The following is a 26,934-nucleotide window of genomic DNA, read 5'->3' as shown; positions in this document are numbered from 1 at the left end:
CGGTTTCAACTCGATTATTCTACTGCTCCAGTGGAGCCGATTCGAAGATCAACTTCCACATCAAAATGTGCTCGAGATAGTTCTTTCCCCCAGTCGGCCTGTGCTTCCTTGTATAAGGGATACTGATATGCTCTGGCATAAAACCCATACCCGAAAGGATCGATATTATAGCTTTGGCACTTTCTAATAAGCGCCTCCATGCTTTTTTTCATTTCCTTGCTTAATTTATTTGCCATTTCTTCGGAATTTCCCAACAGCTCAAATTCAAGAAACTTTTCAGTTATGCTGACGATAGACTTCACTTTAATGTTGAATTGAAATCTGCCATTTTCATGAGAGGATTTCGTTTTTACCGATATGTCCCCTAAAGAAAAACTCACTTTGTCGATGTTAAATGGCATGGTTTGTTGCAAATCATCAACAGGAAAAGTGAGACTGACCCCTGGTTTAGCCTCATTTCTCAAAATGTGAAGAAGTGACGTCTCCTGATAGGTTAGGGAAGTTCTGTACTCCCCTTTTCGGGATAAAAGAGTTGTTCCTTTTAGCATGATTTTATTATTTTCGATCTTGATTTCCGAGATGGAAGGCGTCATCGCTCGATCATACAATTGTCTATGTAGCTCCTGCGCGGTTGTTTTTACAGTAGCTGAACTTCTGCTTCCTGAATCGACAATCGCTTTTATAAATAAAGGTAACGGCGGTTGATCTTTGGCTTGAAAATTAAAAATATCCTCCATAGGACCGTCAAAAGCAATGATGCGGTCGGTAATCGTATTGCGAGGATCGCGGAACATGACATCAAGTACTTTAAACCAATCCTTATATTGAAGCAATTGTTTCCCTACAATGATGACTTGAAAATTACGTCCCGCAAGCGAACCGGGAAATTGTGCATCCTGCTGATTCCTGGACTGTCTTAAGCCTTCTGCTATTCCTCCCCCTTCGCGGCTTTTCTTTTGAATGTCCTTACTGAATACAGGTGCAGATATATAATAATGGAGCTTTTTATCTTTGACATCCAAACCAAGAGCCAAAGGAACCGTTGCATCTTCCAAATTGGTTTTGTCACTGGCGCAACCTGCGAGCGCAACCAATAAAATGCAGGAAACAACCGAGATAATGAATTTTCCGATCCATCTCATGTGCGTTGCCCCCCTCCCATCTTTTTACGGATTGCTACATACAGAAGAACGCCTGCAGGCAGAGCAAACTCCATCATAAAACCAATATAATTGAGTGCGTAGTTTATTTGAGTAGATTTGATAAAGCTGGGCCGATAGAGGAGAAAGCTAATTTCAATGACAATACACCACGCGGCAAGGTGGTATCTTTCCTGACCTTTTCCTACCAGCGACGCGGAGCATCTCGAGACAATATACATGGAGGGAATCCATATGCAAGAAAACACGAACAGATAAAATGCGATGAATACCACTTCTACGCGCTCAATAAACTGAAATTCAACGGACTTCATAATGCTAATCACCGGGTCGTTATACTCCCCGATCTCATCAGGACTAAAGTACACGTAACAAATCAGGGTGATTCCCAAGTAAACGATGCAAGTGAGCGTGTTGGAGATGATCATGGCAGGTAATGCTTTTTCTTTGTTGACTAGTTGGGGATAGAGAAACAAAACCAGGCCGATGCCAAGCATCGGATAGATCATAAATTTCACGGATGAAAGAATCGGAAGCCATCCCTCCTTTAAGATGGGTAGTAGATAGAGCCAGTGAGCATTACTCAGTGTAGATATATAAATGAACGGAATCCATATGGAGAGCATCGTGACTATTTCGCTGTACCGCCCGATCGCCTGAAAACCATGCTGCGCAATCTGGAATGTGGGGATGAGCAGCAGCAGGACTAGAATATAGATATACGTGCTTGGCAATAACCATAATTTAATAACGAGTGAAGCGATCATGTAACCGTCATATGCCAGAAGCAAATAATAGACCATAAATATAAAAGCAGCTATTTTTGCTGCCCACACGCCGGTATAACGCTGAATCAATTCGAGTATTGAGCTGTTTGGACTATGTTTCATCAGCTTGACGATCGCTACAGAGGATAACGTTGCCAGCCCCCAGCCTAAGAAAATGACCATCCAACCATCTGTGCCCGCATGCCTCGCCAGCTCTCTGGGAATAGACAAAAAAGCAACACTGATTTGGAAAGAAGAAATAATAAGAATGAATTGAAGCATCGTTACCGGGCGTAATGACTTCATGGTTTATTTCTTCTCCTTCCATCCTCTGCTCTTTCCCTGCCTTATCGACTGGCGGGATTTCGTGCTTACAGGGCGGTTGTTCATCATCCACAAAGGCACCCGCAGTAAGGTATCCTTCCAATCCATGGCCCGAAATGGTGCTATAGGTGTACTATAGGAATTACCGAGCGAGTTTAATGTTATTAATCGGATGATGAAGCTCATCATCCCAATGACAAGTCCTACAAATCCGAACCAGCTAGCTAGTATCATCATCATGAACCGCATAATTCGCACAGCTGCCATCATGTCTTGATTGGGAATAATAAAAGATGAAATAGCTGTAAAAGCCACCACGATAACCATTACATTGCTGATTAATCCTGCCTGCACAACTGCCTGTCCAATGACAATACCACCAACGATTCCTACGGTTTGTCCTACTGGAGCCGGAAGACGAACTCCCGCTTCCCTTAACATCTCAAGTGTAATTTCCATAATGATGGCCTCAACAAATGGTGGGAATGGAACTTGCCCCCGTGACTCACCAAGCGTTAATAACAGCTTCAATGGTATGATCTCAAAATGAAACGAAATGACGGCTATAAAAAATCCAGGCAAAAAAATAGCGATGAAAAAGGCAAAGATGCGCAATATTCTGAGAAATGACGAAATGGACCATCGGGAACTGTAATCATCAACCGTTTGAAAAAAAGACATGAACGTAGCCGGCGCAACCAGAACACTTGGCGAACCATCGACTACAATGACACAACGACCCTGCAGTATTTGAGAAGCAGCCGTATCTGGTCTCTCTGTCGTAATCATTTGGGGAAGCAACGCAAGCGGTTGGTCCTCAATAAATTCAGCCAATTCTCCGGTGTTAATGATGGCATCCACGTCAATGGATTGAATCCGTTCTTCGAGCGCTTTAATAATGTCCGGTTGGGTCACATCTTCCAAATAAAGCAAAGATATTGGCGTTTGTCCCCGCTGCCCAACAATATACCGCTTCACCTTTAACTCTTTGTCCGCAATATAACGACGGATCATGGCAATATTTTGAGAACCTGTCTCTATAAATCCTTGATGTGCCCCTTTCAGTGAGGGCTCCTGCTGAGGATCCTCAATAGCGCGTTGCGGGAATCCTTTTGTATCTAATGCGTATGCAGTACTTCTTCCTTCAATAAATAACACGCTGTAGCCGAGTATAATGGAAAGTCTGAGCTCTTCCCACTTGGAGTGAGGTTTTACATATCCCACTGTTGTAATGAAATCTCCGGAAGGATTTCCGGTTTCTAGTTGAAGTGGAGCAAGGACATTCTGATTAAGTGATGCTTTATCTGTTAATTCTTCCATATAGATTATGGCGGCTGGTTCTCCAGTCTGTTTTATGCATAACTTTCGGATGATTAAGTCGGGGGTATTCGTAAAGATTTCTTCAATTCTACCAATAGATTCGTTCAAACTTTTGGTGATATTCTCCTCTTTCGTATTCGTGGCAGTATGTTCATCCACACGATTTACCTCCCTTCTTCCAGCAACATTTCCTTATTATGACGATTATTCTCTTCGATATACATTGCGGGTTGTTCATTCGAAAGGTATTTACGTGCAATCATTCCGTTTCCGAAAAACAGTTACATCATCATAGAAGTAAAGATACCGTCCTACTCCTTTCTATCCTGCACCTACTGCATTCATCATAAGTACACATACAAGAAAGCAGCCCGCGCGGGCTGCTCCTTTGTATATCATTTTTTTAGTTTCAGTTCTAATTATTTGGTGAAGAACTCATTGTCAGTACACATTCAGCGCATTGACAAGTCACGGAATGAGTAGATGCGATATGTATTTTTGCCTTCCGCTTTGGCAAGATAAAGTGCTGCATCGGCTTTCTGAAGCAATTCTTTTACTGAATCGTCTTCTTCATAAAAGGCAATGCCGATGCTTGAAGTTGTATAGAGCTCCTTCCCACCGAGTATCCAAGGGAGCTGCAATGTTTCTAAGATGTTTTCCGCCAAAAGGCTGAGTTCTGAGGAGGATTTGACATGAGGAAGTACAAAGACGAATTCGTCACCACCCATTCTGGCCAGGAGATCGTGTTCTTGAAGACAAGCTCCTGCTCGCTTTACAAATTGCCGTAGCAGTTCATCCCCCGCATCATGACCTAATGTATCATTGATCTGTTTAAAATTGTCTAGATCCGCAAACATGACGGCTAGCTGACCAACGCTTGTCGTTGCTGCACTTAAAGCATCGCTGAGCATTTTATTGAGATATCTCCGGTTAGGGGCACCGGTAAGTGCATCATGATAACTTAATTGTTCCAGTTGAACTTGGTGCTTTTTGCGCTCTGTTATTTCTCTTCCCACGAGCATCATATTTTTAAAGTCACCGTCCTCGTCGAACATGGGTGTTCCTTTCATCTCCAGCCATACAGGATAGCCCTGTTCATGCTGCCGCTTTATTTCGTAGGTAAAGGGCTTTCTCAAAAGCAACATACTCATAAATACTGTACGAAACTTATCGTCCACATCTCCATTTGGTTGGTAAAATACCCATTTACCTATGTATTCTTTTGGATCGAAGCCAAGCACCATTTTATGAGAAGGAGAGGCATACTCCACAATGCCATCCAGGTTGATCAACTGGATCAGATCGAGGGAGTTATCGGCTAAGAGGCGATAGCGCTCTTCGCTTTCTTTCAAAGCCTTAAGCAGATGCCTGTACTCAGTAATGTTTTTAGCTACTCCAAAGATCCCGTTTACCTTACCTTCAAAAAACAAAGGAACTTGCTTAATTTGCAAATAAACAATCTCTCCATTTTTATGATGAGCTTCGGCAACATATTGACATGATGCACCCTTTAAGACCTCCGAAAAATATTGGATGATCAAATCAAGCTGATGTTGACAAAAGAGATCTTTGTAGGATGAACCCATGATTTCACTCTTTTGAAATCCTAAACACTCTGTAACCCCTTCATTTACTTCTACGATTGTTCCTTCGTTCGAAACGATAAAAGTGGCATCTGGATTGTGATTTATGATTGATCTAAATGCTTCAATGGACTGCTCGCTCAAAAACTCTTTCATACTTCCCGATCAATCCTCCGCTAGAATGGCTTAATTTGTAGAATAACTATACAATATTTTAGCAAATTTTGTTTTCATTTAATATTACTAAAATTTACCAACTACTTCAGACCTCTAAGAAAAACTTGTTAGCGAAGCATTGGATAGCTTTTTTGAATCAACGGTTCAAGGGAATGGAAGAATAACAATTTACGCGTAACAACCGACGTTGACGTCTTAAATCCCGACCCGGATAAATTAAGTTACACTGTTAAGTTACCTTTCGGTGGTTCTATATCAGTGAGCTTAAAAAACGTCGTTGAAGTTTTAGCGGGACTTGCTTAATTCCACAATAAAAATGGAGCAGCTGCGCACAGGCGAACTGCTCCTTGCCGTATGAATAACGTTAAATGACGACTATTACATCTCGAGTAAAATAAATATATGCAATGAGCTATTTCTTCTCGAATATGCTGCCTTTGCGGATCGTTATACATGTGCTTCAACTGTTTAACATTCCACTAAGGGACACCGATTTCCTTACTCCTCTTCCCTGCAATCTCCTACCAATGCTCATCCAGTTAACTCAAGCAAGTAAGACATTGATGCCAACATCGATCAATTTGACCTCGTTCAGCAACTGCACCTCAATTTTGGCCCTTGACTTGCGTTTATCAATTTTCCGTATCATCGCTTCTTTGCCGAGGAGTGGTCCGGATGTTACTTTGATTTGGTTCCCGCCGATAATGATATCTGAGTATCCCATTGTTCCGTTGACACCACATAGCTGGATAAGCCAGTCCATCTGTTCCTTGGGAATCGGAGTGAAAAAATTGGCAGCCTGATCATGCTTGTGAATACCGCCATTGACCATATATAAAATATATGGCGTTTTTTTGATGTTGTAATATAAATCGTGAATCTGTCCGGTTTGGATAAAAATATAGCCTGGAAACAATACTTTGGTGCAATGACGAGTTTTTCCCTGCTTTCGTTCCGGAATCATTCGTTTGGGTACTAGACAACTCAAGTGCTGTAGCGCATAAAATCGATCCATAAAAAGTTTAATTTCTTCTTCTTTCCCACTCTGTACAAAAAAGCTGTACCAGTTCATAGATCCTCCCATGATCTTTTTTTATGGACAATTTTAAACCCATTCATTATGTATTATTATAATAAATTACATTTAAGTAAATAAAAAGTGCCTAGGGTCACGGTTCACCCCAGGCACTTTTTACGTCTTTTCACCTAAAAGATCGATCAGCCTTGAAGCAGAACGGATAAATTTTTCAGCCCGTATACATTGCTGGGGTTGACGTCGACTTCATATTCGGGATGCACTTGAAGCCCGGGATAGGTAGTCAGCATCGCTGTCAGCGCCGCTTTGGCTTCCATTCTGGCAAGATGGGAGCCCATGCAAAAATGTATGCCTTTACCCAGAGCCAAATGGGGGTTATTCTTTCTGCCAAGAATGAACTTATCGCCCTCTTCAAATATGTCCTCATCCCGGTTCGCTGAACCGATCCAATTGACAACATAGTCGCCGGGCTCCAGTACTTTGCCGCCAATCTCTGTGCGTTTGAGCACTTTGCGAATCGCTCGCTGCAACGGAGAGCGGTAACGCAACATCTCCTCGACAGCGGATGGGATCATTTGCGGATGCTGCGCCAGTTCCTTAACCAGCTCATAATCATTGAATGTGTAGATGGAGTTGGTGATGAGACTGGTGGTGGTTTCATTTCCTGCGATAAGCAGCATGACACAGCTTGCAATCAGCGACTCGGAAGATAGCTTCTCTCCATCTTCCTCCGCCTGTGTCAGGTCGGATATGATATCATCAGCTGGATTACGTCGTTTCAGTTCAATGATGTCCTGAAAATAGGCCACAAGCTGTGTACTAGCCTGAGCCTGGAGCTGATAAATGCGCATATATTCTTCGGGCGTATTCTCCTGGGGAGCCAGCGTCAGTGTGTTTGCCCAGTCCCGGAATTGCTCACGGTCGCTTGTAGGAACGCCAAGCAACTCGGAAATAACAATCATCGGCAGCGGGGAGGCAAAATCCTGCACCATATCTATTTCGATGCGTCCTTCAATCGATTCCATCAGCTCCTGGACAATCATATCAATTCTGGACGCCCAGGAGGACATCGCTTTTGGGGTGAATGCTTTGGCTAACAGCGCGCGGCTGATGGTATGCTTGGGTTGATCCTGAAAAATGATCGTATCCTGAATAATCGGTGGAGCGAGCACCTTGTTGGAGAAGTATTCCTTATCCTCAGCCACTCGTTTCACATCTTCGTATTTGAATACACTCCAGACATCCTCGGCTTCGTTATAATGAACCGGATCTTCCTGCCGCATTTTTTTGTACCATGCAAATGGCTCATATTTCTCTGCGTTGGTCTTAAAACCTGTAACCAAGTTCAAATCGGGAAAACTGCTTCTTTCCTTGATATTCATGCCAATCGCTCTCCTTTATATCATATGTGCAGAAGGGATGCAGCCCGTTTGCCTAGTACTGAGTGAACGTTTGTTTCATCACTTTTTCCTCCAGATTAATCCGGTTGAACAGTGTAATGAGATGAAGGATGAACAAAGGCACAAATACAGGCCAGGCTTGAGAAATCAGTGCAAAACCGATAAGCTCGGGAATGATGTTCAGGTAATAATTGGGATGGCGCACCAGCCGGAACAGCGAGCTTTGCACCAGTTTGTGGTCTCTGGCAATGTATAGCTTGTATGTCCAAAAAGGGCTGAGTTTGCGAATAACATAGATGAGACAGCAAAGGGCAAACACATATACGACAAGACCAATTACAGTCAACACATTAAACTGTACATCGTAAATAAAGGCGTATACAATGCAGCTCAGATAAATCAGGTTTTGCAGCACAAATAACACTTTGCTGTTCAGGTTGCCGTACTCGGTGCCGCCTCCTGCAACGATCTTTTTCTCGTTACGCATGGCAATAATAACCGATGGTATACGAATGAGTGAGATGATAATTAACAAAAATCCAATCCACATGGTGATCCGCTCCTTCTTCTCGCTTTTTATATTGGCAAGTATGGATTACATGCATTTCCTCACCGAGACTTTCTCGCTGGAACTTTATTTAACTTGGTACTAATCAGGGAGTGTCCGGTACCAGTTTCCTCTGGTGTTCTGGATGCGTTGGGTTCAGGGAAAAGCTGATGACGTCCTGCAAGGTATGGCATTTATTCAGATCCTTCATACTGATTTCAGAGGAAATCCGGGCCTGGAGATGATGAAGAAGCTGAAGCGCCAGCACAGAGTCCATTCCGTAATCTTCCAGCGAACGATGCTCGTCCATGTCGTCTTGTGGGATCCCCAGCAGAGCTGACATGATGCTTTTGATCTCACTATCAACCGAAGGATACAGGGCTGTTGATCCGAAAGCTTCAGCTTTGGCAACGGGTACGGTTTCAATCTCTTCGTTACTTGCTTCGAATGAATCTTCCGTCCCAGTTTTCTTCATTCCAACCCAGTATTTCTCGGGTGCAAACGGATAGGTTGGAAGGGATATCCGCTCAGGACGATCCTCTGTATATAAAAGCTCCCACTGGATCTCTACACCCTGCACCCACAGTTCAAGCAATTTATGGTATTTGCGACGTATAATCCATTTTTGCAGCGCTTCGCCGAGTTCTTCATCCTCTCTGAACAGTGCTGCCGTCCGTTTGTGAGCAGCAATGGAGCCAAGATGGAGCTTGTGACTTTTCGCAGATTCCGATGAAAGCTGCGCATGCACGGATTCATCCGAATCGGTCCACAAGTGCGCTTCCTGAACATAGCCTTCCAGCAAGGATTTTAGCTCTGTAATTGATGCGGCTATGAAGCCTGCACGGTATTCCATCGCTTGTCTTCCCGTCTGAAGTGTACAGGCAATGCGGCGAAGCTGTTGAGAAGTACCCTCCTCCTCCTCATTGCGAAGCAGGGCAGCCGACAACTGGATCATTTGTTCCCTGAGCCGCTCCTTGCTTTTGGCCGATAGCACGATTGCAACAGGAGCCAACTCGGATTCAGAACTGGTCACCTCATCATGCTGTCGTGGTGGTATATATTCCTCCAGAATAACGTGGGCATTGGAACCCCCAAAACCAAAGGAGCTTACTCCTGCCCTACGGGGCATTTCGCTGCCATTGCTGTCTTTGAGTCTCTCCCATTCCTGCGTCTGTCTGACAACATAGAACGGGCTGTTCTCAAGCTGGACATACGGACTGAGCTGCTCTGTATGCAGGCTGGGAACAAGCTTGCGGTGTTTCATCTGCAACAACACCTTAATTACTCCGGCTATGCCAGAAGCAAGCTCCAGATGACCGATATTTGTTTTGACAGAGCCGACGCCACAGTATGGGGTTGACTGTCCTGGAGTGGAAGTCTGCCCTGTGGGTGATAAGCCTGCCCTCGTCTCCTGAAATACTGTCTTGAGCGCATTGATCTCAATTGGATCACCAAGTGGTGTGCCTGTGCCATGTGCTTCAATATAATTTATAGTGGAAGGATCAATTCCCGCCCGGGCATACACGGATTTCAGCAGCGCTGTTTGTGCCTTAGGGTTGGGAGCAGTAAGTGAGCCTGCCTTTCCGCCGTGATTTTCACCGCTACCGCGGATCAAGCCGTAAATGTGGTCATGGTCGCGCTGAGCATCACTCAATTTCTTGAGAAAAATCATTCCTACCCCTTCGCCACGGCCGTAACCGTTTGCCTCGCTTGAAAAGGTTTTGCAACGCCCGTCCGCGCTAAGCATGCCCGCTTTGGTCAGACTGATATGAGCATCCACGGACAGGATCGTATTTACACCCCCGGCTACAGCCGTCTCGCAATCCCCATTTCGAATGGCTTGAACGGCCCGATGAATGGCGACCAGGGAGCTGGAGCAGGACGTTTCGACTGGCTGGCTAGGACCGTGTATGTTCAGTGTGTAGCTCATCCGATTAGGGCCGACAGAAGGAACGGTGGCTGTAACGGAGTATGCCTCGACCGCTTCATTCGACTGAGCCAGCATGACATTATATCCGCTGCTGCCTGTGCCAATGAACAGTCCCATGTCCGAACCTGACAGGTCTGACGGTGCATAACCTGCATCTTCAATCACTTTCCACACATGCATCATCAGCAAGCGCTGTTGCGGGTCCATGTGCAGGGCTTCCTTGGGAGAAATACCGAAAAACAATGGATCGAACTCACTGATTCCGCTCATAAATCCCGCATGTTTTACGTTGGTTTTGCCTTTCTCTCTAAGCGGATCACCCATATAATCCTGCCAGCGCCAACGTTCCTCTGGAATCTCCGAAATGCAGTCTTTGCCATCAAGCAGATTGTGCCAAAGTTGCTCCGCGTTATCGGCCATCGGAAACTTAGCGCTAATACCCACAATGGCTATGGGCTCGAGGGAAGACAGCTCTGAACCCGAATTAAGCTTGCTGCCTATACCTGCATGGGAACGGCCAGATGTGTGTTTCTCCTCTTCTGAAGCCGTCAACCGCAATGAAGTTTGCCGCGGTTCTTCCCTTTTGGATGCTCCTGGCACAGAATGAGACATAGCATTGAGCGATTCGGGTTGAGGTGTCGTTCTGCCAGCAGAAGGCTGTGTCCACTTATCGGTATGATTTTGCAGCAAATGAACCGCCAACTCGCGAATAGTGCCATGCTCAAAAAAGATGGCGGGTGTCAAACCCAATCCATGGCCGCGATTCAACCGATCCGCGAGCTCTGTGAACAGAATGGAATCAAAACCGTATTCTGCCCATTCCGTATCACTGTCCAAATCGTAGATGCTGACTTTTAACAGGGAAGACACCGTTTGGGATAATAAAGCTAGAACCTGTTCTTCCCCCTGCTTTTCCTGAAACGAAGGCGTCATTGCAGATCCCGTAACAGGGTTGGATGTTTCATTTATATGCTGAACAATGTCCGCGTCTTCAACTTCAGAAGAGGATGTTTCCGCACGGTGCAATTGCGATCCCTTTTCCCTCGTTGTCTCTCCAAGTGATTGATCTTCAGCCTGAATCCAGTAACGATTTCTGGCAAAAGGATACGTGGGTACACGAACAATAGTTGGCTTCTTCTGAAGATCATCATACAAAGCTGTCCAGTCCACCCCATGTCCCTGCTCCCACAATGCAGCCCATTGATGAAGCCTCTCCTGCGACGAAGGACGATTTTCCAGCAAAGTCATTTCATAAGGTGTTTCACTGGAATGTTGTTGTAATGATGACTGGCTTTTCAGGAACTGATCAATCTGTTCCACCAGTTCACTGTGGCTGCTGCCCTTCCAAGCAACCCTGTATTTCATGTCCGTTCTTCCAAGCTGAAACGTGTAGGCAATGTCTATTAGGCACTCAGACAGACCACCGTTCTCCAAATAAAAACGAACCTGGCGAGCGTATTCGATCAATCTTTCCTGTGTTCTGGCCGAGATCGGAAGAACCACTTCACCATTCCCTGAAGCTTCCGCTTGATCGGAATACGCATCTAGTGTAGAACGATCTGTCCATGAGACGGCAGTTGGAATATATTCCTCTACGATCAGATGTGCATTGCTTCCGCTTGCGCCAAAAGAACTCAACCCGGCACGAACAGGCCACTCCGCATAGCGCCCATTCTGTTTTCCATGACGGCGCTCCCAACGCTCGCTTGTCCGCTGCACGTGGAAGCAGGTATTCTCAAACGGAATCAGCGGGTTCAGCTCCTCAGCATGCAGCGAAGGAAACAGCTCCCTGTGCTTGATTTGCAGGATAAGCTTGGTTAGCCCGGCGACGCCTGCCGCTGCTTCCAGATGTCCAATGTTGGACTTCAAGGAACCGACAGCACAGTTTTGGCCCGGATTGCGGCTGTTTCGAAAGGCACGCTCCAGCCCCTGAATTTCAATGGGATCACCCAGTGACGTTCCAGTTCCGTGGGCTTCGATATATCCGATGGTTCCTGGCTCAACGCCTGCTGCCGCGAGTGCATCTGCAATGACTTCCGATTGGGCCACTGGATCTGGCACTGTCGTTCCGGACGTTTTGCCAGCATGATTCAGAGCCGAACCCTTAATGACGCCATAGATCGGATAACCTTGCTTGCGGGCTTCAGCCACCGTTGTGAGCAGGACAGCGCCTACCCCTTCACTTGGCACATAGCCGTCCCCATCCTTGCCAAAGCTGCGACATTTTCCGTCCGATGACAGAAACTTGGCCTGTTTCAGAAATACATACTTATGGGGATGGGTGACCAGATTCACACCCCCTGCTATGGCATACTGGCTCTGTCCATGTCGAATGCTCTCGCAGGCCAAATGTATCGCTGTCAATGAGGATGAGCACATGCTGTCTACAGCGATGGATGGACCATGGAAATTCAGGTGGTAAGAAACCAGATTGGCGATGGCTGAAGCGTTGCTGCCCATGGCCGTAGGAGTGCCTTGCTGCGTCATGGCTGCGCCAAGCAGTTCATAATGGTTCCAGAACACGCCAGCAAATACACCGACATTCCGCTTGGATGCTGATGCATCATGATGCTTGTCACGTTCGATAGCAAAGCCTGCATCCTCACAGGCTGTCCAGGCCGCTTGCAAAAACAGCCGTGCCTGTGGGTCCATCCTTTCGGCTTGAAGCGGCGAAATTTGAAAGAAGGCCGGGTCGAAGTCATCGATCATGTCCAGAAATCCGCCAGCTGGGTAATATTCAGAAGCGGAATACGGAAGATGCAGTCCCGCCCAGCGTTCATCCGGCATGGGCGTGATACAATCTCGTCCCTCCTTCAAAATCCGGGCCAATTCGTCCATGTTATTCGCCGAGGGATACCTTCCCGCCATGCCAATGACAGCAATATCTTCCGGATCAGATGGCGGCGGCAAATGAATGGCCGCGTCGTCTCCCATAACGGACTGAATGCGGGATTTATTCCCGTATACAAGTACAACTTGCGAAACATCCTGTGCAATAATCCGGTCGATAAGCGCCATCCCCTCAGCCAAAGGCAGTGGCATTGAACCTGAGGACGTATACATGCTGCTGCGAATATGATCATTCACTTGCATGCCGCCATCTACCCATAGGGGCCAGTTAATCGTAAACTGACGTGGAATTGCTCCTTCTGTTCCACCTTTCTCCTGATGATTCAACAAAAGTCTGTCCATACAGCTGTTGGCCACAGCGTAATCAGCCTGCCCTTTGTTGCCTACAATGGCTGACAGGGAGGAAAATGTAACCGTGAACTCTGGCCTAAAATCATTTAAGGCCTGCTCCAGATTCCAGAGTCCATCCATTTTGGGCTTTAACACCTGCTCCAGGTCGGACAAAGGCTTTTGGAGAATCAACTGGTCTTTGGCAGTTCCTGCACAGTGAAATACCCCCGTGATTCCTCCATACTGATGCCAAATCTGCAGGACAGCCTGCTCCATCTCGGCCAGAACGGTTGTATCGGCCTGAATATATATGACTTCTGCACCGTTGATGCGCAGCGGTTTCAGTTTGCTCTGGATGTTTTCACTAAGCGGAGAACGTCCGACAAGGACCAGTTTGCATCTGCATTGACGGGAAAGATGAACAGCCAGCGCATACCCCAGCCCGCCCATGCCGCCGGTAATAAGATAGACTCCGCCAGGCTTATAGGGTTTTTCCAATGGGGCCGCCGGAACAGGTATCTCCACCAACTTGCGAACATGCCGCTGAAGGGTGTCTCCTTTGTACCATATGGAGACAGCGGACCCTGACGAGATGTTTTCGGCTTCGAGTCGAAGTTGACGAATCAACGTCTCATCCATGAAGCTTTCATGCAGATCCATTCTGATTAATTGAGCCCCAAAGGCTGGAAGTTCCATCGCAGCCGTCTTTACCAGCCCTTCAAATCCGTGAATGTATCCACCCGTGTCACGGGAATCCGACAGCACTTGAAGAACGATTCGTCTCCCTGCATTCGGGTGAATTGCTTTTGCCTGGATCATTCCGTATAACGCGGTTACCTTCTGGCGGTACAGATCAGCGTCCATGGACGAATGATCAGGCAATTGATGAACCTCGTAGATGTCAGACTGAAGCTCCATCTTGGCAGCAAGAGCCGGATAGTTGCCATAGAGAACAACTATCCGGTACGGAGTGTGATCGGACCGCAACTCTTTTCCATCCGCTATCGTGGGTCGGGCAGATTCAACCTCATGGATATCCCCGGATTCAATCCATTTAGGCTCATAACATACAGGTTCTCCATTCCCCTCGATTTCTCTGGCTGTTGCTGGTACTTCCAAATGCGTTGCAGGTTGTTCATCTGTCGAATGGCTGCTTTGAGACGAAAGCGTATTCAAGTCCACACTTTCCGACACTGCTGCTGCCTCATTCCAGACGTCGGAACAATGTGTGTGCAGATATTCGGTCAATGCCTGCACGGAAGAGTGCTCAAACAGCAGCGTTGGATAAAGTTCCATGTTCACTCGGTTTTCCAGCCGTTTCACCAGCTCCAGCAGATGCATGGAATCTAGTCCCTGCTCATAGAAGCCTGCCCGCTCATCCACTGCTTCAGGTAAAATGTGCAGCATGCGTGCGATTTCATCTTTCACATACGCCGAAATCGTGGATCGGACCTGATCTTGGGAGCCCGCAGGCATTACAGTTGGTTTTGTCCATTCGGAGCTTCCAGCTATTACCGGTTCAGAAGTTGGTTTGTCGTTGCGTCCAGTTGTCATCGTGTTTGTCAGCCCGGTAATGGATGTGGCATGGCGAACTCTTTTTGCCTTCAAATGCACAAACTCCGCAAGCAATCTACCCTCCGGATCTGTAACAGCAATGCTGCGGGAGATGATATCCCCACCGGAAAGATCACTTGGTGTTTGTTCGGTAAACGTGCGAATCTCAGCTGGAAAACGGTCATATATAACAAATCGTTCAATCATGAACGGAATGTATGGAGGAACTTCTGCATCCAGACCGCCGACATCCCCCAGGCGGAAGGACGACCCGGCAAATGTCGCCCCATCCAACAGGGCCACATGAGCGTGGAACTTGTCCAGATACTGCTCGGCCAGGCTGCTCAGCCGGATATTCATCCACTCCATTTGGCCTTGTCTGTAGACATCTCCGTGGTTTTTCATAAAGGAAAAATGCTGTATATCCGCCTGTCGGGCGAGCTGATAGATCTGATCCATATCCCATGTCTGAAGCCCGTCTGTGTCTTTGGAAGGCAGCGGTTGTGTATGCTGTAGAGGTTGTACAGGCTCCCTCCCTCCGAGCAAATACAGCTTGCATTCCATATTCAGCACATCATCAGATGAAGGCGGCTCACCGTCTTTTGGTACTTTGCGGCTATGGATGGTGACCTGACCCTCATCCATATTCATGGACAATGTCAGCCTAATATCCACATCAAAATCCGTCGAAGTGACAATCGGCTGTGTAAACACGATATCCCGAAGTTCAATGGAGGTTGTACGCAGATGGCTGCCGCTCAATCGGTACACCATATCCAGTAGCACAACACCCGGAAGGGTGCAGACGCCGTGAACACGATGATCTCTCACGAAATAGTCGCTGTGGCGCAATCGCTGTAAAAATGATTCGGTTGCAGGCAATGTCATGATCCGCGTCACTCCCTTCTCATAGCTTGATGAAATCAAAAAAGCTCGATTGCTCCGAAAGCTCCGGTAGCTGTTGCATTGGCAACACAGCTGAAACATTGGACGATGCCTCCACCGATTCCGTTGCCTTGACGGGTGGCCAGCAATACTTTCGTTGAAAAGGTGAAGCAGGGAAACGAAGCGGCAGGCTCACCATGCGTTCGGCAGGAATACCTTCATTGCTTACAATAACGTGTGCGTTGTTGCCTCCAAGTCCGAATGCACTAATGCCTGCCCGCAGTGTGTCGCTTGAACCACTTCCCCACGGTTGGTGCTGCTGTACGATATAAAAAGGAGATTCCCCGAACTGGAACCGCGGATTGGGCTGGTCGCAGTGAATCGTCGGCGGAAGCTCGCGGTGAGCAAGCGAGAGCAATACCTTGATCAGGCTGGCAATGCCCGATGCGCTCAGCAGATGACCGATATTGCTTTTGACACTGCCTACGCCGCAAAACTGGCGCTGATTTGTATATTTTGCGAAAACACCTGTCAAAGCCTTAAGTTCGATGGGATCACCGATTAGTGTCCCTGTTCCATGTGTCTCGATATAGCTGATGGTGGAAGGATGAATGCCTGCATTTAAAATCGCTTTTTCCAGCAATTCCTGCTGGGCTTCCGGGTTAGGTGTGGTAATGCCCATCGTTTGACCATCATTATTGATGGAGGTGCCATCGATGACCCCATAGATCGTGTCCTGATCGGCGATGGCTTGCGATAACGGTTTAAGTAATACAACGCCGCAACCTTCACCCAGCCCGATGCCGTTTGCGTCAGCACTGAACGTTTTGCAACGAGAATCCGGAGATAATACGCTGGCAGCTCCAAGCATCTCGTAGGGTGCATCATCAAGCAGAATGTCCACACCGCCCGCAAAAGCGAGATCGCATTCCCCATCCAGCAGACTTCGTACAGCAAGATGAACTGCGGTAAGTGAACTGGAACAAGCGGTATCCACCACCATGTTGGGGCCTTTCAGATTATAAAAATGGGACAGATGTGCAGCGATAAAGTTTTGGCCGATGCCAACGATTGTATCTTTCGTGTTGCCTCCCAGCTTGGACGAAAAGTTGCTCGCTCTGGAGCCGACAAATACGCCGGTCTGTGAATTCCATAAACGTTCCCGGCTGTATCCTGCGTCTGCGGCGGCCTCCACGCTCACTTCCAGCAGTTGGCGCTGGAGCGGATCCAGCTGTTCTGCCAGCGTATCTGTAATTCGGAAAAATGCCGGATCAAACTGTTCAATGTCCCGAATGAACGCCCCAATGCGCTTGCTGGAAGCGGAATTCCTATTGGTGCTGCTGCCTGTCAACCTCAAGCGTTCCGCTGGGATCTCAGTCATGCTATCTTTGCCCTTTTGCAGATTGGACCAGAATTGCGCCGGATTCTCGGCATCAGGAAAATGACAGGCAACGCCAACAATTGCAATTTTATCCCGCTTCTTGGTTTGTTCCAGCTCCGCTGGTTTTTCATATGCTTCATCCACAGGATCATTCAGTTCATTCAGTCCGGTGCGACCCTCCATATCTGGTTTAGCATGTTGCACAGGAGCGGAAGTCGCTGAACGAACATCGGAAGGTTTTCCAGTTGAATTTTCCTTCAACTTAGAGTTGGGTGCCATCAACAGGCCAGCCAAAGATTCGGGATAGATCCGAACCAGATGTTTTGCTAATTGGCGCAGTGTTGGGTGTTCAAGCAGCAGCGAAGGGTCTGTTGCAACATGCTGAAGCTCTCGGTCCATGACCGTCAGAACCTGGACAAGCAGGATCGAATCCATTCCGTAGTGCTGAAAAGGGGTATCTTCATCCAGCCGGGATTCATCCAATCTCAGTTCTTTTGCCATCAAAGTCTTAAGCCACCCCAGTGTCCTGTTCTGCAGCTCTTCCATGAAGCTTGGGGTCATCCGCTCCACCGGGCTTGGAATTAACGGAATGGATACCTGCTGTGCTTCACTTAACGATGCCTCTGCCCGATGCTCCGCTTGTTGCTCTCCCTTGTGTACAGTCTGCGATGCAACTACAGCCGGCAGAATAACAGGTCCCCTGTTTTCCCGAATAATCCGATCCAGCCATAACATTCCTTCCGCATCGGTGATGCTGAGAAGGCCGCTCTGGCGATATGCTTCGCTAGTGACCGCACCAAAACCGGATTCCTGCCAGCTTGGCCACTGGATGCTGATGATCGGGAATGGAGAGATCGCACTTTCCCGGGATGCGGCTTCGGCAAAATAGTCCATATAGGCGTTAGCCATCACATAATCGCTCTGCCCTGCTCCCAGTGAAGGCATCGCTGAGGACACAGAGGAAAACAGCACAAAGAAGCGCAGTGGCTCATGCCTGAACGCATGAAATAACGTATGCAACCCGCTTGTTTTTGGATCAAGCACCCGCTGCATGACATCCGCCTGCTTGCGAATAAAAGCCGGATTGGCTGTATCCACGTTACCAGCACAATGAATAACCCCTCCAACAGGGCCCATTGAGCGCTTAACTCTGGCCAGTTCTGCCTGAATGGCGTTCTCGTTCGTTAGAGGGATATCCGTAACAAGTACCTCGGCCCCCAGTTGTTCGAGTTCCAACAGTGATCTGATTTTGGCGCCCATCGCAGTGTCATGGCTCGCATATGCGTCCCATTCCTCCCGCTGTGGAATGGCTTCCCGTCCAGTCAGCAACAGCCGCTTCACGTTGTGATGCTTCACAAAATGGCGGGCACATGCCATTCCAAGGCCTCGGGTACCTCCGGTAATCCACAACACCTGATTTGCTTCCAGGAAAGGTCGTTCCGGATCGATTGAAGATTCCGTAACATCTTTGTTCATACCCGCCCCATAAGGCAGCTCACGCATATAGGAACGCCAGCGTTTACCATCACGGTAGCATATCTCCGGTTCCCGATCTGTTTGCCGGAACTCTGTTGTAATGCATTCAATCTTTGCCTCTTCCGATGCCGATGGATCGACATCCAGATGTCTGGATTGGATGCTGCGATATTCGGATTGCAGCATGCGGAACAGACCCGCACGAGAGGCGTGGGCCAGATTCACTTTCGAATTGCGGAACGACTCCAGGCCATTGGTCACCAATAGCAGCAGCATCCCCTCATGGCCATGGACTTCAATGACGTCCTGCATAAGCTTCAGCCATGCCGGCCGGATCTGTTCTTCGCAGGTATCATCAACAGTGGTCTGCCTCATGAATGCTGTCAGATCAATCAAACCTGTCAGTCCATGCTTCAAACGTTCCTCATCTTCGAGCCAATGGCGTCCCGGATCATCCAACTGTTCTTCATTCAAAACCACCGTATGTTTAAAATGTTCTGTCAATCTCGCAGCAAGGGCGGCTGAATCCCGATTGGCAAGGATCAGAATCTTTCCAACAGAATTGCTTTCATCAGAGATGGATGCAATGTCCGCAAGCTGCCAGTCTTTGTGATAAGCAGTCATTTGGCGCTCAGGTGCTGCTTTCTGAATTCCAGCAGATACGGGAGAGTTGAGACCATCCACATGTTCACGGATAACCGCTTCCTCAGGCAATTCAAACCAGCAGCGCTCGCGCTCAAACGGATAGCCAGGCAGACTAATTCGACGAGGCTGTCCTGTGGAGTATAGAACACTCCAATCCGCTTTGATGCCTTTCACCCACAAATCCAGCACTTTGCCGTAAAGGCCTTCATTTAACCAACGGCTCACGACTTCGCCAAAATGCTCATCCATGGCAATTGCTGCCTGCACAGCCTGATAGGATTTGACATTTCCGAAGTACATTCCGTCTATTCCGTCTACCGGCTCGTTCGTGTTCTCATTTCCCAGGAAAAGTTGAAGACGTTCCTTCAACTCCTGAACGGATCGCACTACGAATCCGAGGCGCTCTTCCATCTCCTGTCTTCCGGTTTGAAGCGTAAATGCCAAGCGCTCCAGCATACGTTCCGGTTCTTCCTCTGCTCCTCCGGTGAGATGTTTCTCATCCACAGCAGTGAGCAAACGTCTGGCTCGTTCCCTGAGAGCGGATGGGGTTCGCGCCGAGAGCACAATGATGACAGCTCCTCCTCTTATTGCTTCGTTGACCGTTACCCCCTCATGTGGATGGTAATCTGCCTCTTCAATGATCAGGTGGGCATTGGAACCACCCGCACCAAATGAAGACAAGCCCGCCCTGCGCGGAATCTGGACACGTTTGCCGTTTTCCATCCGCTGCAACAGCTTCCACGCTTCAGCGTCCCGCTGTACACGAAACGGGGTCTGCTCAAAGTCGATATGCGGATTGGCCGGGTCTGAATGCAGAGAAGGCACCAGTTGCCCATGTTTCAGCTGAAGCAATATTTTGGTCAGTCCGGCAATACCCGCCGCACTTTCGGCGTGGCCAATGTTGGACTTTACCGACCCGAGAGCGCAAAACTGCTGCTGGTCCGTGGATTCTGCAAACGCTTTGCTCAGACCGGCAACCTCAATCGGATCACCAAGCGATGTGCCTGTGCCGTGAGCCTCCACATAGGTAATGGTGTCGGCGGAGATGTCCGCCTCAGCAATGGCTCTCCCTATGACACATGTCTGTGCCGTCGGATTCGGCACGGTATACCCATTCGTTTTTCCACCGTGATTCAGTGCACTGCCTTTAATAACCCCGTAGATATGATCTCCGTCTTCGATTGCCTTGTTGAGCGGCTTGAGAATGACTGCTCCGACACCCTCGCTGGGAACATAGCCGTCCCCTTGTGCACCAAAGCTTTTGCATCGGCCTTCGCTTGAAAGGAAGCCACCTTGGTTCAGTAAAATATACTTGTTTGGATGAATCGATACGTTGACACCGCCCGCCACCGCCACTTCGCATTCCTTCAATACAAGACTCTGGCAAGCCAGATGAATCGCAGTCAAGGAAGAGGAACACATCGTATCAACAGCCATACTTGGCCCATTGAAATTGCAATAATACGATATTCGATTGGCGATGGATGCCGGATTGCCACTTAAAGCGATGGAGGAGCCTCCCTTGGCCTGAGCCTGGGCGGCGTACAGCTGGTATTCCTCGTACATGACTCCAACGTACACGCCAACCCTGTTTCCCCAAGTATCTCCGGTTGCGGAAGCCAAACCCTCCGGTGTATACCCTGCATCTTCAATGGCTTCATACGCGGTTTCCAGGAACAGCCGCTCCTGCGGATCCATCATCTGTGCTTCTCTGGGCGAGATATGGAAAAACAAGGGATCAAAACGATCCACGCCCTGGAGGAAGCCTCCCCACTTGCTGCCAGGCTTCGGTGAATTAGGGTCCGCATGGTGCATATGTAGCCTGTAATCCCAGCGATCCAACGGAATTTCAGTGACACTATCCCTGCCCTGCATCAAGTTTTCCCAAAATTGTTCCAGATCGTCCGCCTCGGGATACCGTCCAGACAGGCCAATAATGGCGATATCCTTGGCAAGTGAGCGCACTTGAGCATCTGCTGGCGCCGAGGGGCGCTGAGCTGGACGCTGAAATGCACGAAATGGAGGGTGTTGCAGGCCGGATCGGGCAGTCTTAGTCTTATCCGAACGTTCCTTACGTTCTTCATATGGCAGCGCAGGAACCGAAATCAGGCGATTGACGGTATCGCGGTGGGCCTTGATCAGATATCCACTCAACTCTTTGAGAGTCTGATATTCAAAAAGCAGTGTTTTGGACAATGGCCCAAAAGTACCCTCGAGCTGATCCGTCAATTGAGTAATGCTAATCGAGTCTATACCATACTCTTCCAGTCGGGCGTGGCTTACAATTTGATCTGCGGGCACTTTGAGTACCGCGGACAAGGCCTTTTTTAGAAAAGTATCCAATGCTTCCGCCAGTATATTGTCTGCTGCTGTGGTCTGCGCGTGCTTCCCCAAACGATCCGTTGGCAGGCTGGTTTGACTTAAACGCGGTAATGGTTCGCCCTCAAGAACTAACGGTGCTGATGGGAAAGCGTTTGGATATCGCTGGCTTAGAAATGCCGAAGCAGATTGCAACGTTGGATATTCCACAAACAAAACATGACTCAGATCCAGCCCACATTGCTCGTTCAACCTTTGGGCCAAGAGCGTTAATTGAGGCTGGTCCAGTCCGCATTCAAGCCAATCCGCTTCGCGGCTAATCTCATCTGGCCCCACACCAAGCAGTTCCGCAGTCAATTTTTGCAACACAGACATGGCACCTGCTTCTGAAATGAATGGGGTATCCCGCGTTGTACGGTTCATATTCCAACGTGCCTCTAGGCTGGAAATCAGCTTCGGAATGTCCCCTTGTACTCCAACGATTTCACATTCTGTGGACTGAAAAGCTCTGTACAGCAGCGTAATACCTGCTTTAAGATCCAGTGGACGCATTCCCGTACTTTCCCATAATCCCTTCTCTTCAGCAGGGCTCAAATGCATGCCGCCATCTTTCCATAACGGCCAGTGGATGGCCAGGGTCCTTCCTTGCCTTTTTCCGGTAAGCATTAACTGATGACGATACTGTGCATAGCTGCCCATATATCCGTTGGCCGCAGCGTAATCACATTGGCCTGGATTTCCATATACTCCCGACATGGAAGAGAACAGGATAAAAAAGTCCAGCTTCATCGCCCGGGTTGCTTCATCCAAATGAAAGGTGCCAGCAACTTTCGGAGCCAGCACCTTCTCCATTTCGGCTTTTGTTTTGTTCAAGATGTACTGATCTCTCGTTAAACCTGCACTATGGATGATTCCATCCAGACGGCCGAAGCTATGCTGAATATAAGCAACAAGCTCCGATGTATCTTTTTCCCGGGATATATCCCCTTGGCGATAGATGATCGTGGTACCATTTGTTTTCAAGGCTTCCCACGCTTGCTCTTGACTCGCTGATATGTCCGATCTGCCTGTCAAAATCAGCGTTGCGTTGACAACCTTAGAGGCAATCTCACGGGCAAAAATATGGCCCAGGCCACCTGCCCCTCCTGTAATAAGGTACACCCCGCCATTCTTCCAAGGCATGGCATCCGTCTCAGCAGGCAGATGGAGGGCTTTCCAGTGAAGCACTTGTCGTTGTGGGCCTTGGTAACCGATACATACATCCTCAGACTCCCGGTTGGCCTTTATTAGTTCGGCAGCACGCTTGGCGTTACGCAGTTCTCGAGACAGGCTCTTCGATTCTGAATCTCCCTCTTCCCTATCTTCAATGAACTGAACATGAATTCGGGGATTTTCCAGTGCCGCCGTTCGCAGCAATCCTGTTAATCCGCTATACAGCTGAAAATGATCTTCACGTCTGTATAACAGCTGAATAAGCACATTCTCAGCATTGGATGGACTACTCACCAGTTGTTGAAGTACGTGGAGTACTTGGGTAGAAGCAGACGCAAAACGTTTGCAGCTTGCATCAACGTTGTGAATGTCAGCAACCTTTTCAGATCCAAGCGCTACGATCTCGGTTGGTATTTGCTCTCGCTTCAGTCTTTCCTTTATTTCCTCCGCCAGTTCGGCCCAAGGTTCAGCCAGCATTACGATATGCCTGCCATAAGGAGGGTTCCACTCATGCCGGACAGCGGCGCTTTCTTCCCAACGAGGTACCAACATGGCCGTTTCCCGCCCAAGCGGCTCATACCCCGAGACATCCCCTGATACTGTACCGTTCTTCAATGCTCTGCAACTAAGTCCCTGAATAAGAACACATGGAACCCCTGTACTGGAGAACAAATCAATATCCAGCTTAGGCATGGCATCCGAGGCGGATGAAGGAGAATCAGAGCTGTAACGCACATGAGCCCACATTTCTTCAGTGCAGGGGCCCAGAACCTGAATTTCATCCATGGCATAGGGAATGGGCAGCATAGCATTTGCGTTTTCCAGCTCTTTGCCTTCTTTTCCCTCCTGGTCCTCCATCCACAGCCCGATCGCGGATTGCAAAGCCCCGTCCAGGATGGCCGGATGCAGTACATAGGATTGCATTTCATGTTTGAGAATAGAAGGCAGGCGAAGCTGTCCTAACACCTCGTCTTCTCCCACGTTTAACTCAACCAACAACCGATGGGCGATTCCATAGTTGAGACCACCTTGTTCGTAAATTTTGTAGCATTGATCCGCAGTTAATCGTTTGGTGTTGCAGCGTGCTTTTATCTCGCCCGGATTAATCGCCATTGCTGCTACAAGCTTGGGTTCCAGTGAAACGATGCTGGCATAACCACTGCTGTGCCCCCTATTTTCGCCCGGTCCATCCGCAGACATCCCGCTGTACATTTCATATTGAATAGGCTGCTCCTCTATTGAAGCATGTAATCGAATATGCAGAGGCACCGGAGTCTCCCTGACAATAAGGGGACGCATCCACACATGGTTTTTCAAGATAACTGCAAAATTCTCTCCTTGCTGCTCGCCTAGAGCATCGCTGACTGCAGCGTGCGCCATTTCAAGGTAGGCCGCACCGGGTAGAATCCGCTCTTGTCCGATCCGATGATCATTCAAGTAAAATTCCTGGCCGGTCAGAACCGTCACGTATTTTTGCTCCGACAGGTTGGACTTATTCTCATGAAGCAGTGGATGAATAAAAGGAATATGACTGGAGTATCCGTTATGGGGAAAATCCCCATTCATCTGGAACTCCACAGAAGGTTCACCAGGTATCCAATACCGTTCTTTGGCAAACGGATACGTAGGCAGGCTGATCTTGCAGGGCCTGAATCCGTTATGGAGCAAATTCCAGTCCACATTCAGGCCTTTCACCCAAAACTCCAGCAATTTTCCGAACTTGCGTTTGGTAATCCAGTTCATTAGGGTATGGCTCATGTCTGCATCGGTTGACAGTATGGATAGCGGCTGTTGTGCATCACCTGCATATCCCACATACATGTCGTCCATATCCTGATCTCCCGAACAGTAGCATTCCAGTTTCGAGCTCAGTTCCTGTAGCGAACCTGTAACGATGCCAAGGCGCATGTTCATCATCTCACGTCCGGTTTGCAGCGTATAAGCGATGCTCGCCAATTGTTCCTCTTGATATCGATTCGATCGCAGAGCCGTCAGCATACGTTCACACAATTCACGAAGCTGCTCTTCATTCCGGGCTGACAAAACGATAAGCGCCTGCTGTTTAGCTGGTCTATCCTGCTCAGCCGGCAACATATCTGACTGCTCGGGACAATACTCCTGCACAATGATATGGGCATTGGAGCCCCCGGCACCAAATGAGGAAATTCCCGCAATCCGTGGGACTTCCCGTGTAGAGTTTCCTGAATCAACCGTTATTCTGTCCCAGTCACTTAATTGTTTCTGCACTGTAAAAGGCGTCTTGTCGAACTGAATGTGTGGATTAGGCGGGTCCGCATGAATGGAAGGAACCAGCTGCCGATGCTGCATCTGCAAAAGGACCTTGGTCAGGCCTGCAATGCCTGCTGCACTTTCGCAATGACCAATATTCGATTTGGCTGAGCCAATGGCACATTTGTTGTTCGCTGCTTTCCCTTTCCTAAATGCCTGGGTTAACCCTGTAATTTCGATGGGATCTCCCAGTGAGGTGCCTGTCCCATGAGCTTCGATATAGCTGATGTCCGTAATGTCGATTCCTGCCTCCGCGACAGCTGTTTCAATAACCTCCGCCTGTCTCGCAGGATTGGGAACCGTATAACCGTTCGTTTTGCCGCCGTGGTTAACAGCAGTTCCTTTAATGACGCCATAAATATGATCACCGTCGGCTATGGCACGGTTTAAAGGTTTAAGCATTACGGCCCCTACACCTTCTCCGGGGACATAACCATCACCGCCTTCACCGAAGCTTTCGCAGCGACCTTTCGAAGAGAGGAATTGCCCCTGCGTTAACATCACATATTTATTGGGGTGAACAGATACATTAACACCTCCGGCGATTGCAGTTAGGCATTCTTTTTTACTCAGACTCTGACAGGCCAGATGAATGGCCGTGAGTGACGAGGAACACATGGTATCTATCACCATGCTGGGCCCATGAAAATTACAAAAGTACGAGACACGATTGGCAATGGAAGCCGGATTACCGTTTAATGCAAATGGCTCTCTACCCGCAATCCTGGCTTCAGCGCCATACAGCTGATACTCCTGATACATGACTCCTGCGAATACACCGACATTCCCCATCTGATCCGGGGGTGCATCTGGACCTGCGGCCTGTTCGCGGGTATATCCCGCATCCTGAAGCGTCTCGTAAACACATTCCAGAAACAGTCGCTCCTGCGGATCAATTCGTTCAGCTTCCTTCGGAGAAATCTGAAAAAAGAGTGGATCAAAACGATCCACTCCATCCAAAAATCCGCCCCATTTTCCAGAATATTTTCCTTTGCTCGCATTCATCTCGGTATGAATTCGGTAATCCCAGCGATCTTCCGGTATTTCGGTAATGCAGTCCTTCCCGTGTTTCAGGTTCTCCCAGAACTGCTCCAGGTTACCAGACTTCGGATATCGTCCAGACATGCCAATGATGGCGATGTCCAGAGATTTGCTATGGTCATGCTCTTTGCTGATCGATTCTCCGCCTGCGCTGGTCGCTGCTGGAATTCTTCTCCGCGAGCCAGCAGATGGCTGCCGCTTATTGAACGAATTCGAGCTTTCAGACTTCCGTATTGTGCTGGACTCAAGCTCTGAGTTACGGAGTTGTACGTCTGAATTGCTTTTCGCCTGCACCCCTGTGAGCTGCTCCAGTCGTTCCCGGTGATGGCTCATGAAATACCCGGCAAGCTCCGCTATATTTTGGTATTCATAGAACAATGTCTTGGACAGCGGACCAAATTGCTGTTCCAATTGATCCGTCAATTTCATCACCATCACGGAATCAATGCCATAGTTCTCCAGAGGCGCATGTGCATCGATCTGCCGTTCCGGCAGCATAAGGCTGGAGGACAACACTTTTTTGACATAACGAATGGCTTTTTCGCTGATGTCGTCCTCTCTCTCTTCATGGAGCGTCTCTCTCAAGCTCGACTCCTGTTCTCCAGATTCGGACAACAGCCTTTGCAGCTGCTCCGCTGCCTGTTGATCGCTGAGCTTTCCTTGCTGAATCTTTCGATACAATGTGGACAGTTGGTCTTCCAAAGCGAT

At 48.4% G+C, this 26,934-nt stretch carries 8 protein-coding genes and 3 pseudogenes; all 11 read right to left on the bottom strand.

What is annotated here, in order from left to right; translation table 11 throughout:
* Positions 1-14 precede the first annotated feature (14 nt).
* The gene (locus tag MKY44_RS14985; RefSeq protein ID WP_341007701.1) at positions 15-1,142 is read right to left on the bottom strand and encodes a Ger(x)C family spore germination protein; all 1,128 of its coding nucleotides are present in this window, start codon (positions 1,140-1,142) and stop codon (positions 15-17) included.
* Positions 1,139-2,233 (bottom strand): GerAB/ArcD/ProY family transporter, encoded by a 1,095-nt coding sequence (locus tag MKY44_RS14980; RefSeq protein WP_341007700.1) that lies wholly within the window; start codon positions 2,231-2,233, stop codon positions 1,139-1,141. Before MKY44_RS14980 ends, MKY44_RS14985 begins: the two co-directional genes overlap by 4 nt.
* A 3-nt stretch (positions 2,234-2,236) precedes the next feature.
* Positions 2,237-3,730 (bottom strand): spore germination protein, encoded by a 1,494-nt coding sequence (locus tag MKY44_RS14975; protein ID WP_341007699.1) that lies wholly within the window; start codon positions 3,728-3,730, stop codon positions 2,237-2,239.
* A gap of 293 nt (positions 3,731-4,023) precedes the next feature.
* The gene (locus tag MKY44_RS14970; protein WP_341007698.1) at positions 4,024-5,310 is read right to left on the bottom strand and encodes a diguanylate cyclase domain-containing protein; all 1,287 of its coding nucleotides are present in this window, start codon (positions 5,308-5,310) and stop codon (positions 4,024-4,026) included.
* A 565-nt stretch (positions 5,311-5,875) separates the two neighbouring features.
* Positions 5,876-6,403 (bottom strand): antiterminator LoaP, encoded by a 528-nt coding sequence (loaP, locus tag MKY44_RS14965; RefSeq protein ID WP_341007697.1) that lies wholly within the window; start codon positions 6,401-6,403, stop codon positions 5,876-5,878.
* 146 nt (positions 6,404-6,549) lie between these two features.
* Complete coding sequence (locus tag MKY44_RS14960; protein WP_341007696.1) at positions 6,550-7,749, bottom strand: cytochrome P450; 1,200 nt, start codon at positions 7,747-7,749, stop codon at positions 6,550-6,552.
* A 52-nt stretch (positions 7,750-7,801) separates the two neighbouring features.
* On the bottom strand, positions 7,802-8,317 hold the full coding sequence (locus MKY44_RS14955) for an isoprenylcysteine carboxylmethyltransferase family protein (protein WP_341007695.1): 516 nt from the start codon (positions 8,315-8,317) through the stop codon (positions 7,802-7,804).
* A 103-nt stretch (positions 8,318-8,420) separates the two neighbouring features.
* A pseudogene (locus tag MKY44_RS31535) lies at positions 8,421-8,660 on the bottom strand (acyl carrier protein); the annotation flags it as partial.
* Between the two features lie 438 nt (positions 8,661-9,098).
* Positions 9,099-10,706: pseudogene (locus MKY44_RS31530) on the bottom strand (type I polyketide synthase); the annotation flags it as partial.
* A 240-nt stretch (positions 10,707-10,946) separates the two neighbouring features.
* Positions 10,947-15,866: pseudogene (locus MKY44_RS14950) on the bottom strand (SDR family NAD(P)-dependent oxidoreductase); the annotation flags it as partial.
* Between the two features lie 19 nt (positions 15,867-15,885).
* On the bottom strand, positions 15,886-26,928 hold the full coding sequence (locus MKY44_RS14945) for an SDR family NAD(P)-dependent oxidoreductase (protein ID WP_341007693.1): 11,043 nt from the start codon (positions 26,926-26,928) through the stop codon (positions 15,886-15,888).
* Positions 26,929-26,934 lie beyond the last annotated feature (6 nt).

Origin of the sequence: Paenibacillus sp. FSL R7-0026 (genome assembly GCF_038004485.1) — a bacterium.
Lineage (GTDB): Bacteria > Bacillota > Bacilli > Paenibacillales > Paenibacillaceae > Paenibacillus > Paenibacillus xylanexedens_A.
This window is presented reverse-complemented; position numbering and strand designations above follow the sequence as displayed.